This window comes from Nocardioides luteus (genome assembly GCF_014648595.1).
Classification (GTDB): Bacteria; Actinomycetota; Actinomycetes; order Propionibacteriales; family Nocardioidaceae; genus Nocardioides; species Nocardioides luteus.
Genome location: NZ_BMRK01000007.1, coordinates 217,916 through 227,597 on the forward strand (window position 1 = coordinate 217,916; position 9,682 = coordinate 227,597).

The window sequence follows — 9,682 nt, forward strand, 5'->3', positions numbered from 1 at the left end:
GACATCGGCGCTGTGCGCGCCGCGGTGCGAGGGCGAGCACGGTGCTCGCGGCATGCCCACTTCCGGTGACGAACGTATGACGCCCGTCACATCGGGTACCTCCAGGGGTAATGGGTGGTTGGAGGGCCGCCCAAGGAGGGAGCATCAACATGTCTGTCAGCACACGAGTGGGGACCGCAGTCGCGGCCGGCTATGTGCTCGGGCGATTCAAGAAGCTTCGACTGGCACTGATCGTCGCATCGGCGCTCAGTAACAGTGCCGTGCGCGAGCGCGGGGTCGAGATGCTGAAGAGCGGGACGCAGAGTCTCGCGGGATCGTCCGACGTCGGAAAGCTCGGTCAGCAGGTCGGCGGCAAGCTCGTCGAGGCCGGCAAGGCGGCCGCGGTCGCGGCAGCGGCCGGTCAGATCGACAAGATCAGCGACCGGCTGCACGAACGGAGCACTCTCTGGAACTCGTCCGGTGAGTCTGACGAGGACTCCGAGGAGGAGTCCGACGAGGCTCCGGAGGACGAGGAGCCGGAGGACGAGTACGACGACGGTGAGTCCGACGACGAGTACGACGACGAGGAGTCCGAGGAAGAGCCTGAGGACGAGTACGACGAAGAGGCTGAGGAAGAGCCCGAGGACGAAGCCGAAGACGAAGCCGAGTACGAGGACGAGGACGAGCCCGAGGACGAATACGACGAAGACGTCGAGGAGGAGTCCGACGAGGAGGCTGAGGAGCCCGAGGACGAGCCTGAGGACGAGTACGAGGAGGAGTCCGAGGACGACAAGCCGACCGACGAGGCCGAGCAGGACGACGTAGACGAGGAAGACGACGAAGAGGAGCAGCCGCGCCGACGTGCGCGGAGCTCCCGTCGCCGGCGCACGAGCGCGCCGACCGGAGGTGCCTGAGTCATGGCGGAGAAGACCCGCAAGAAATCGGCTGACGACACGAAGGATTCGGGCCTTCTCTCGCAGCTGCCTGTCGACCGCTTGCGCGAGGAGGCCCTGGGTTTCGGGCGCGCCTTCGGGAAGCGTGGCCTGAGCAAGCTGGGCAACGGCGTCGAAGGTCTCACCGACCGGCTGACCGGGTTCGCCGAAGGCGCTCCCAAGAAGGTTGCTGAGGGCGGTTCGGTCGTGAAGACGGGGGCGAAGGCGGCTGCCGACAAGGTCACCGCTCCGGTCGGCAAGGCGAAGGACGCCGCCGCCCAGGTCAAGGACACGGCGTCGCAGGTCAAGGACACCGTCGACAAGGTCTCGGGTGGCCTCAACAAGAGCGAGCAGTCTTCCGGCAAGAAGCTGAAGGTGACGAACATCGTCGAGACCATCGACGTACCCGTCAGCCGCGACGTCGCCTACGAGCAGTGGACCCAGTTCGAGGACTTCCCGTCCTTCATGAAGAAGGTCGAGAACGTCACCCAGGAGGAGGACGAGGTCGTCACCTGGCAGGCCCAGGTGTTCTGGTCCCACCGCACCTGGAAGGCCACCATCCTCGACCAGGTTCCCAACGAGCACATCGTGTGGAAGAGCCAGAGCGAGAAGGGGCGCGTCGACGGCGCGGTCACCTTCCACGAGCTCGCGCCGAACCTGACCCGCATCCTGGTCTCGCTCGAATACCACCCCAAGGGCTTCTTCGAGCACACCGGAAATCTCTGGCGGGCGCAGGGGCGCCGGGTACGGCTGGAGATGAAGCACTTCCGTCGTCACGTCGCCAACAACACCCTTCTCCACCGCGACGAGCTCGAGGGCTGGACCGGCGAGATCCACAACAAGGAGGTCGTGGACGACGGATCGGGCGAAGGCTCGGAGAACGGCCAGCAGAAGAAGTCGCAGAGCAGCTCGGCGAACAGCTCGAACAAGAGCTCGCAGAAGAGCCGTACGCGTACGTCCAGCGGCTCACGCAGCACGAAGAAGTCGTCCGCGAGCAGATCGTCCGGTAACGGATCATCTCGGAGCAGCTCGTCCGGGAGCGGCTCGTCCGGCAGCGGATCATCTCGGAGCAGCTCTTCCGAGAGCGGCTCGTCCGGCAACGGATCATCGCGCAGCAGCTCTTCCGGGAACGGCTCATCCGGCAACAGCGCACCGGCGAAGAAGACCGCTGCCAGGAAGACTGCCGCGAAGAAGACCGCTGCCAAGCCCGCAGCGAAGAAGGCGCCGGCGAAGAAGTCGGCTGCCAAGAAGTCGGCGAGCAGCCAGACCACCAGCAAGCAGACGACCAGCAAGCAGCGTCCGACCAAGAAGAGCTCGAGCAGTCAGAGCACCAGCAAGCAGAGCACCACCAAGCGGAGCCCGAGGAAGCAGAGCGCCAGCAAGCGTACGTCCTCCCGTTCTGCCTCGAAGGAGTCCTGATCGTGGCCGCGGACGAGAGCCAGATCCAGGAGCCCGTGCGTGAGGTCGACCGCCTCACCGACGTTGCCGGCAGCCCGGCAGAAAGCGACTGAGTCATGACCATCACCCAGCAGAACCGCTACCTCGACCGTCCGTCCCCGAGCAGCCTTGCCGACGTCATCAACACGATCCTCGACAAGGGTCTGGTGATCGACATCTACATCCGGGTCTCGCTCGTCGGCATCGAGCTGCTGACGATCGACGCCCGCATCGTGATCGCCAGCGTCGACACCTACCTGCGCTTCGCCGAGGCCGTGAACCGTCTGGACCTCACCGACACCCAGACCCACGGCATCCCGGAGCTCGTCGAGGGCGTGACCAGCTCTGGTGCCAAGGGGAAGACCTCCGGTGCGATCGAAGGCGCCAAGGAGAAGCTGGGCGGCATCTTCGGCGGTGATGACGACGACTCCGACAAGAGCTCTGACGACGAGGGCGAGGACGAGGGTCAGAGCCGGAAGCAGCCCGCGAGGCGTACTCGTAAGAGCACGTCCAGACAGACCAAGGACAAGGAGGACTGACTGTGCCTGTCCACATCTACGGAGTCACGGACACCTCGGTGGAGATCCCCGAGGACCGAAAGGGCCGGTCCAAACGTCCGCTGCGCCACGTCGACGGCGGAGACCTACGGGTCATCGTCAGCGACGTGGAGGCGGACTCGCGCGTGCTGCGCGATGACCTGCTGGCCCACGCCCACACGCTCGAGGCGATGGCTGAGCTCGGCACGGTGCTGCCGATGCAGTTCGGCGTCGAGATGCCCGACGACGAGACGGTACGCCTCGAGGTGATCGAGAGTCGCGGTGACGAGATCCGTCCGCTCCTGGAACGCTTCCGCGGCCTGATCCAGCTGACCGTCTCGGTCGACCTGAACGAGCAGGAGGCCCTCAAGGAGACGCTGCGGCGCGATCCCGACCTGGTCGCGCTGCGTGATCACGCCCAGCGAGCCGCCCCGCAGGACCGCCACCCCGCAGAGGTACGCCTCGGCGAGGCCATCGCGGCCTCGCTGGAGAGGATGCGGGCCGAGATCGGTGATGGGGTCGCCGATCGGATCGCCCCGACCGCCCGTGCGGTCTCCTTCGGGGAGGTCCGCGGAGCACTGCAGGCTGCCGAGGTCTTCCTGCTGGTCGAGCGCGACCGGCAGAGCGAGCTCGACGCCGAGGTGACCACGCTGCGCGAGGACCTGGCGCCGCTGGCCTCGGTCCGTTACGTCGGGCCGCAGCCGCCGTACGCATTCCTCGACGCCGCCTCGTCCGAGGAGCTCGCATGGGCCTGATCAAGCAGCTGATCACCCTGCCCGTCGCGCCTGTGCGCGGCGTGGTCTGGGTGGCGGAGCAGATCCAGGAGGAGGCCGAGTCGCAGTATTACGACCCGGCCACCATCCAGGCTGCTCTCGACGACGTCGACGCTCGCCGGGAGGCGGGCCTGTTGACCGAGGAGGAGGCTGCTGACCTCGAGGAAGATCTGGTGCAGCGCCTGATGGCCGGAGGTGGTCGACATGAGTGAATCCGCGAAGCCCAGTCTGTCCTCGATCGCCGAGCACGTGCTCGAGGAGCTCGAGGCGCTCGTGGGGTGTCCCGCCGAGGGCGTCACGGCGATCCGCCGCGACGACGACGGCTGGGTCGTCACCGCGGAGATCCTCGAGCTCGAGCGCGTGCCGGAGACGACTGATGTCCTGGCCTCCTACGAGGTGACGGTGGGGGAGGACGGTGAGATCACCGGATACCGACGCGTGCACCGCTACGTCCGAGCCCAGGTGGAGGAACGATGACGGAGTCCCAGCGATCAGAGTCCCAGCGCTCGCCGATGTTCGTGAGCAACCGGCCCCAGTCCTCGCCCGAGAGCCTCGCCGACGTGCTCGAGCGCGTCCTCGACAAGGGCATCGTGATCGTCGGTGACATCCAGGTCCGTCTGCTCGACATCGAGCTGCTCACCATCAAGGTGCGGCTCATGGTCGCCTCGGTCGACAAGGCCCGCGAGATGGGTATCAACTGGTGGGAGGGCGACCCGTTCGTGAGCAACATCGAGAGCGAGGAGAAGAACGAGGAGGAGCTCGACCTCCGGCGACGCCTCGAGGCGCTCGAGAGCAGGGTCGGCGAGCAGAACGAGATCGTGGAGGGTGAGACGACACGTGAGCGACGCTGACCAGACCACGGTGGTCCACGCGTACGGGCTGGTTCCGGGCGGTGGACGCTTCTCTCTGCCCGAGCGCGGCATCGCGGACGCGACGGTACGCACCATCGCGTTCCACCACCTCGAGGTGGTCGTCAGCGACCTGCCCGCGGAGTCCTTCAGCGAGGCCGCCTGGGCGGAGCACGGCGAGGACACCCAGTGGCTGACCCCGGTCGCCGCGGCCCACCACGACGTGCTCCAGCACCTGGTCGAGCGCGGCGACATACTGCCGCTGCAGCTCCCGGGGATCTACCCGAGCGACGAGGCGCTGATCGACGCGCTGGAGTCGAGCCGGGCCGACCTCGAACGCGCCTGGCAGACGCTCGCCGGTCGTGTCGAGTGGTCGCTGCAGATCTTCCCGACCGCCGAGCTGCCCGCGCCGGAGAAGCCGGCGCCGCGCAGCGGTCGTGAGTATCTCGAGCGGCGCCGCTCCCAGCAGGACGCCCGCGAGACCGAGCGCGGCCGGCGTGAGACCGCGGTGACCGAGGCCCACGAGGCGCTGGCCCGCGAGGCGGCCGCGGACGTCGTCCGGGCCCCGTTGGACAAGGCCGTCACCGGCCGCGAGGAGCCGATGCTGCTCAACAGCGCCTACCTGGTGGAACGCGAGCAGGAGCAGCGGTTCCTCGCGCTGGCCGAGCGCCTCCACAACCAGCTCGTGGCAACCTCCGGTATGCGGATCGAGGCCACCGGACCGTGGCCTCCCTACAGCTTCGTCGGCGCCGAGGGTGCGGGGGAGAGGCACGAGGACGAGCCCGGGATGGTGCCATGACAGGCACGCGTTCCCCTGCGCTCGACGAGACCTCGCTCATCGACCTGGTCGACCGGCTGATCGAAGGCGGCGTCGTGGTGGGCGGTGACCTGGTGCTCTCGCTGGCCGGCGTCGACCTCGTCTACGTCGGCCTCCGGCTGGTTATCGCCCCGGCCCACAAGGTCGAGCTCCCCGGCACCGGGAGGACCCGATGATGATGCTCTACGCCGTGGCCGCCGCCGATGCCGATCACGCCGCAGCGACGGACGACACCAGCCTGCAGGCTCACCGCTACGACGACGTGACCGTCTTCGCCGAACCGCTCACCGACACCCCCGAGCGGTCGACCCGCGAGGTCCTCGCCTTCGGCCGCGTGCTCCAGCAGTTGTGGTCGCACCACCCCGTCCTGCCCGTACGCTTCGGCACGATCGTGAGCGACGAGACCGAGCTCGCCCAGCTGGTCGCCGAGCGCGAGAGCGCCTGGACCGAGCGGCTCACCGCTGTGGCCGGTCGCAGCGAGATCATCGTGCACCTGCCGCTGCCGAGCGATGCCGCCCCAGACCCCGAGCCGGACGAGCCCGTGGAGTCGGGCGCGGCCTATCTGCGCCGCCGCGCCGCGGAGGTGAGGCGCCACGATCTCGAGACCGCCGAGCTGAAGGCGGTGCTCGCCCCGTACGCCTCGGAGACCGCCGTCCTGCCGCAGGTCCGAACGGGCGAGGCGCGGTTGTCGGCGCTGGTACCCGACGAGCTCGTCGAGACGGCCCGGGCGGCCGTCGAGAAGTGGGCCACGAACTGGTCCTGGGCGACCGTCACAGGCCCGTGGCCACCGTTCAGCTTCTGCCAGGAGACCGAGGCATGACCGATCCGGAAGACCGCGCCCACTGGCCGCTCGACCTCGACGACGAGCGCGACCTGCCGACCGCGCTCAGCAGGCGCATCGACGCCGACCCGGAGTCCGTCGAACAAGGGCTGGCCCAGCTCGTCCTCACCGTGGTCGAGCTGCTGCGCCAGCTGATGGAGCGGCAGGCGATCCGTCGGATGGACGCCGGCGGCCTCAGCGAGGACGACATCGAGCGCCTGGGCCAGACCTTGATGCTGCTCGACGAGAAGATGACCGAGCTGCGTGACCACTTCGGGCTCAGCGTCGAGGACCTCAACATCGACCTCGGCCCGTTGGGCAAGCTGCTCTGAGGGCTAGCGCCCGCCCTCGCTGTCGATGAGGTAGCGACCGTCGGTGTAGACGAGGCCCAGAGTCGTCGTGCCGGCGTCCTTGCGACCGTCCTTCATCGTGTACCTGTAGGTGTAGGTCACCTTGAGCGGGTCGACGCTGGGGGAGACCGAGACGACGCTGGTGCTCGCGACCGAGCCCCACCAGTTGCGATAGCCCTGGATGCCGCCGCTCTTGGCCTGGAAAGCCGGGGTCAGCATCGTGTTGAACGCGCTGTCGGGGTTCGCCGGAGCGGTGGCCAGGTAGTTGCGGACGAAGGCGTCGATGCCCTCGGCGGTCGCACCCGCGGTCTGCGTCGCCGACGGGCTCTGGCTCGGGCTCTCGCTGGCCGACTCGCTGGCCGACTCGCTGGGCGTCGGTTCCTCCGAGGGCTTCTCGTCCTTCTTCTCGCCGGCCTCGTCGGTCTTCGACAGGGTCGAGGCCGAGGCGGCCGGCTCCGGCTTCGCGCTCGGCTCCTCGCCGCGGTTCGCCCACAGCGCGCCACCGACGGCGACCACCAGCACGGTGGCCGCGCCGAGCAGCATCAGCGGCCACCACCTGCGCCGGCGCGCAGCGACGGGCTTGGAGGCGACGGGTGCGGGCATCTCTGGCTCGGCCGGCGCCCCGACCGCGGCCAGCGACTGCGTACGCGGCGCCACCGGGGCGAGCTTCTCCTCCGAGATGCGCCCGGCGAGGAAGTCGAGGACGTCCTGGGCCGACCAGCGGTCGGCCGGAGCGTAGGCCATGGTGTGCTCGATCAGCGGCGAGAGCCGGCCGGCCAACGGCGTACGCGGCGGGTCCTCGTGGACCACCCGATAGAGCGTCGCCAGCGGGTTGTCGCCGATGCCATAGGGAGGCTCGCCGGTCAGCGCCTGGAAGAGCGTGGCGCCCAGCGACCAGATGTCGCTGGCGTGGCTGGCCTTGCCTCCGGTGGCGATCTCCGGAGCCAGGTACGCAGGGGAGCCGGTGACCTGTCCGGTCTGAGTGGTCTGGGAGTCGACGCCGCGCGCGATCCCGAAGTCGGTCAGCTTGGCGCGGCCGCCGCGGCCGACCACGATGTTGGCGGGCTTCACGTCGCGGTGAACGATGCCGGCGGCGTGCGCAGCGCGCAGCGCGGAGGCGATCTGGCCGATCAGCTTGGCGGCGTCGTCGATGGTCAGCGCGCCGTCGTCGCGGACCATGTGGGCGAGCGTCTTGCCCTCGACGTACTCCATCACCAGCCAGGGCTTGTCGTCGTCGCGCACCAGGTCGAAGACGGCGACCACGTTGGGGTGCACGAGGCGCGCCGCGAGCTGTGCCTCGCGTTCGACGGCGGCGTCGGAGACGCCGTCGAGCGCCACCAGCTGCTTGAGCGCGACCGAACGGCCCAAAATGTCGTCGGTGGCGAGCCAGACAGCCCCCATCGCTCCCCGGCCGAGCTCCCTCTCCAGCCGGTACCTCCCTGCGATCACCCAGGTCCCCTCAAATCTCGAACGTGTTCGCCGAGGTCAACTCTAGGGGGTATCGCCCACTACCCTTGCTTCCTGGACAACCCGTTCCGGGCTCCGGAAACACCAGATGAGAACCACCTGAGAAAGGCACCACGTGTCCATCGATCCCACACTCCTCGACGACCTCGAGTGGCGAGGCCTCATCGCCGACTCGACGGACCGCGACGCGCTCCGAGAAGCGCTCGCCGGCGGGAGTGTGAAGTTCTATATCGGGTTCGACCCCACGGCGCCGAGCCTCCACATGGGCAACCTCCTGCAGATCACCATGGCGATGCGTCTGCAGCAGGCCGGCCACCAGCCCTACGTCCTGGTCGGTGGAGCCACCGGCATGATCGGTGACCCGCGCGACTCCGGTGAGCGCACCCTCAACTCGCCCGAGACCGTCCAGGAATGGGTCGGGAAGGTGCGCAGCCAGATCGAGCGGTTCGTCTCCTTCGAGGGCGAGACCGCCGCGACGATGGTCAACAACGCCGACTGGACGGCGTCGCTCTCCGTCATCGACTTCCTGCGTGACATCGGCAAGCACTTCCCGGTCAACCGGATGCTCGCCCGCGACACGGTCAAGAAGCGCCTGGAGGACGGGATCTCCTACACCGAGTTCTCCTACATCCTCCTGCAGTCGATGGACTACCTGAACCTCTTCCGTACGCATGGGGTCAGGCTCCAGTTCGGCGGCTCGGACCAGTGGGGCAACATCACCGGTGGCGTCGAGCTCGTCCGCCGGGTGACCGGCGAGACCGTGCACGCCTTCACCACGCCGCTGATCACGAAGGCCGACGGCACCAAGTACGGCAAGACCGAGGGCGGCGCACTCTGGCTCGACCCGACGATGATGTCGCCCTACGCCTTCCACCAGTTCTGGCTCAACGTCGAGGACGCCAAGGTGGGGGAGATGCTGCGTGTCTTCACCTTCCTGTCCCACGAGGAGATCGAGAGCCTGGAGGCCCAGCACGCGGAGAAGCCGTTCCTCCGAGTCGCCCAGAAGGCGCTCGCCGACCACATGACGACGCTCGTCCACGGGGCGGGGGAGACCGAGCAGGCCAAGCAGGCAGCGGCTGCGCTCTTCGGTGGTGGTGACCTCACCACGCTGAGCAGCACCACGTTGGCCGCCGCGATCACCGAGGCCGGCGCGGTCGAGCTCGAGCGCGGCGAGACGCTTCCTACGTACGTCGACCTCTTCCTCGCCGCGGGCCTGGTCTCCTCCAAGGGGGAGGCTCGCCGCACGATCGGTGAGGGTGGGGCGTACGTCAACAACGTCCGTGTGGAGGACGCAGAAGGCACGCTCGACGAAAAAGAGTTGCTCGGTGACGGCTGGGTCGTCCTGCGCAGGGGCAAGAAGAAGTTCGCCGGCGTGCGACTGAAGTAGCCGCTGACCTGCAAGAACGCCTCTACGACGGTAGCCGCCGTCGTGGGGGCGTTCTTCGATTTGGCATGTGCGGCGCAGAGGCGTAATGTTCATCTGGTCGCCGGGGTGCGGCGGGAAGCAAGCGCGAGTCTTCGAGCGGGCTTCCGGCCCCTGAGTCGGCCACCTACATTCTTCAGATTCAGCTCGATTCAGAGTCTCTGCCAGATCCTCGGATCCGGCATCAGAGGCGAGATCGAATCGAAGGTTGATTGTCTTGTGCTGTGTTGGTGCGGGCATTGCTTTTATCTGGTTTCGGTGTGAATTCATCGAATTGGAGTTGAAAGCGGGATCCGATAA

General features: G+C 67.9%; 13 protein-coding genes. 12 read left to right on the forward strand and 1 reads right to left on the reverse strand.

Translation table 11 applies throughout. The features are described from left to right. The first annotated feature begins 149 nt into the window (after positions 1-149). From IEY81_RS11410 to IEY81_RS11460, 11 genes are all read left to right on the forward strand, one after another. Positions 150-893 (forward strand): hypothetical protein, encoded by a 744-nt coding sequence (locus IEY81_RS11410; protein ID WP_189118595.1) that lies wholly within the window; start codon positions 150-152, stop codon positions 891-893. Between the two features lie 3 nt (positions 894-896). Next, the gene (locus IEY81_RS11415) at positions 897-2,330 is read left to right on the forward strand and encodes an SRPBCC family protein (RefSeq protein WP_189118596.1); all 1,434 of its coding nucleotides are present in this window, start codon (positions 897-899) and stop codon (positions 2,328-2,330) included. A gap of 95 nt (positions 2,331-2,425) precedes the next feature. After that, on the forward strand, positions 2,426-2,887 hold the full coding sequence (gene gvpJ, locus IEY81_RS11420) for a gas vesicle protein GvpJ (protein WP_189118597.1): 462 nt from the start codon (positions 2,426-2,428) through the stop codon (positions 2,885-2,887). Between the two features lie 2 nt (positions 2,888-2,889). Next, complete coding sequence (locus tag IEY81_RS11425; RefSeq protein ID WP_189118598.1) at positions 2,890-3,639, forward strand: GvpL/GvpF family gas vesicle protein; 750 nt, start codon at positions 2,890-2,892, stop codon at positions 3,637-3,639. Continuing rightward, a complete protein-coding gene (locus tag IEY81_RS11430; RefSeq protein ID WP_189118599.1) occupies positions 3,630-3,869 on the forward strand; it encodes a gas vesicle protein GvpG in 240 nt (79 codons plus the stop codon). Before IEY81_RS11425 ends, IEY81_RS11430 begins: the two co-directional genes overlap by 10 nt. After that, positions 3,862-4,134 (forward strand): gas vesicle protein GvpO, encoded by a 273-nt coding sequence (locus IEY81_RS11435; RefSeq protein WP_189118600.1) that lies wholly within the window; start codon positions 3,862-3,864, stop codon positions 4,132-4,134. Before IEY81_RS11430 ends, IEY81_RS11435 begins: the two co-directional genes overlap by 8 nt. Further along, positions 4,131-4,508 carry a gas vesicle protein gene (locus IEY81_RS11440; protein WP_229787727.1) on the forward strand — a complete coding sequence of 126 codons (378 nt, stop codon included), beginning with the start codon at positions 4,131-4,133 and terminating at the stop codon, positions 4,506-4,508. Before IEY81_RS11435 ends, IEY81_RS11440 begins: the two co-directional genes overlap by 4 nt. Beyond that, the gene (locus IEY81_RS11445; RefSeq protein WP_189118601.1) at positions 4,495-5,304 is read left to right on the forward strand and encodes a GvpL/GvpF family gas vesicle protein; all 810 of its coding nucleotides are present in this window, start codon (positions 4,495-4,497) and stop codon (positions 5,302-5,304) included. The genes IEY81_RS11440 and IEY81_RS11445 overlap by 14 nt, the downstream gene beginning before the upstream one ends. Continuing rightward, positions 5,301-5,498, forward strand: a complete 198-nt coding sequence (gene gvpJ / locus IEY81_RS11450) for a gas vesicle protein GvpJ (protein ID WP_189118602.1) — start codon at positions 5,301-5,303, stop codon at positions 5,496-5,498. Before IEY81_RS11445 ends, gvpJ (IEY81_RS11450) begins: the two co-directional genes overlap by 4 nt. Next, positions 5,498-6,142 (forward strand): GvpL/GvpF family gas vesicle protein, encoded by a 645-nt coding sequence (locus IEY81_RS11455; RefSeq protein WP_189118603.1) that lies wholly within the window; start codon positions 5,498-5,500, stop codon positions 6,140-6,142. The genes gvpJ (IEY81_RS11450) and IEY81_RS11455 overlap by 1 nt, the downstream gene beginning before the upstream one ends. Next, complete coding sequence (locus IEY81_RS11460; RefSeq protein WP_189118604.1) at positions 6,139-6,474, forward strand: gas vesicle protein K; 336 nt, start codon at positions 6,139-6,141, stop codon at positions 6,472-6,474. Before IEY81_RS11455 ends, IEY81_RS11460 begins: the two co-directional genes overlap by 4 nt. A gap of 3 nt (positions 6,475-6,477) precedes the next feature. On the opposite strand, the gene IEY81_RS11465 is transcribed toward IEY81_RS11460, so the two are convergent. Continuing rightward, positions 6,478-7,941: a serine/threonine-protein kinase gene (locus tag IEY81_RS11465; RefSeq protein WP_189118605.1), complete on the reverse strand. Its 1,464-nt coding sequence runs from the start codon at positions 7,939-7,941 to the stop codon at positions 6,478-6,480. A gap of 133 nt (positions 7,942-8,074) precedes the next feature. On the opposite strand from IEY81_RS11465, the gene tyrS reads away from it, so the two are divergent. Then, positions 8,075-9,346, forward strand: a complete 1,272-nt coding sequence (gene tyrS / locus IEY81_RS11470) for a tyrosine--tRNA ligase (RefSeq protein WP_189118606.1) — start codon at positions 8,075-8,077, stop codon at positions 9,344-9,346. Positions 9,347-9,682 lie beyond the last annotated feature (336 nt).

Bases quoted from the DNA above. Each gene is read 5' to 3' on its own strand.
- IEY81_RS11410 (WP_189118595.1), top strand. From the start codon at position 150: ATGTCTGTCAGCACACGAGTGGGGACCGCAGTCGCGGCCGGCTATGTG.
- IEY81_RS11415 (WP_189118596.1), top strand. From the start codon at position 897: ATGGCGGAGAAGACCCGCAAGAAATCGGCTGACGACACGAAGGATTCG.
- gvpJ (WP_189118597.1), top strand. From the start codon at position 2,426: ATGACCATCACCCAGCAGAACCGCTACCTCGACCGTCCGTCCCCGAGC.
- IEY81_RS11430 (WP_189118599.1), top strand. From the start codon at position 3,630: ATGGGCCTGATCAAGCAGCTGATCACCCTGCCCGTCGCGCCTGTGCGC.
- IEY81_RS11435 (WP_189118600.1), top strand. From the start codon at position 3,862: ATGAGTGAATCCGCGAAGCCCAGTCTGTCCTCGATCGCCGAGCACGTG.
- IEY81_RS11440 (WP_229787727.1), top strand. From the start codon at position 4,131: ATGACGGAGTCCCAGCGATCAGAGTCCCAGCGCTCGCCGATGTTCGTG.
- gvpJ (WP_189118602.1), top strand. From the start codon at position 5,301: ATGACAGGCACGCGTTCCCCTGCGCTCGACGAGACCTCGCTCATCGAC.
- IEY81_RS11455 (WP_189118603.1), top strand. From the start codon at position 5,498: ATGATGCTCTACGCCGTGGCCGCCGCCGATGCCGATCACGCCGCAGCG.
- IEY81_RS11460 (WP_189118604.1), top strand. From the start codon at position 6,139: ATGACCGATCCGGAAGACCGCGCCCACTGGCCGCTCGACCTCGACGAC.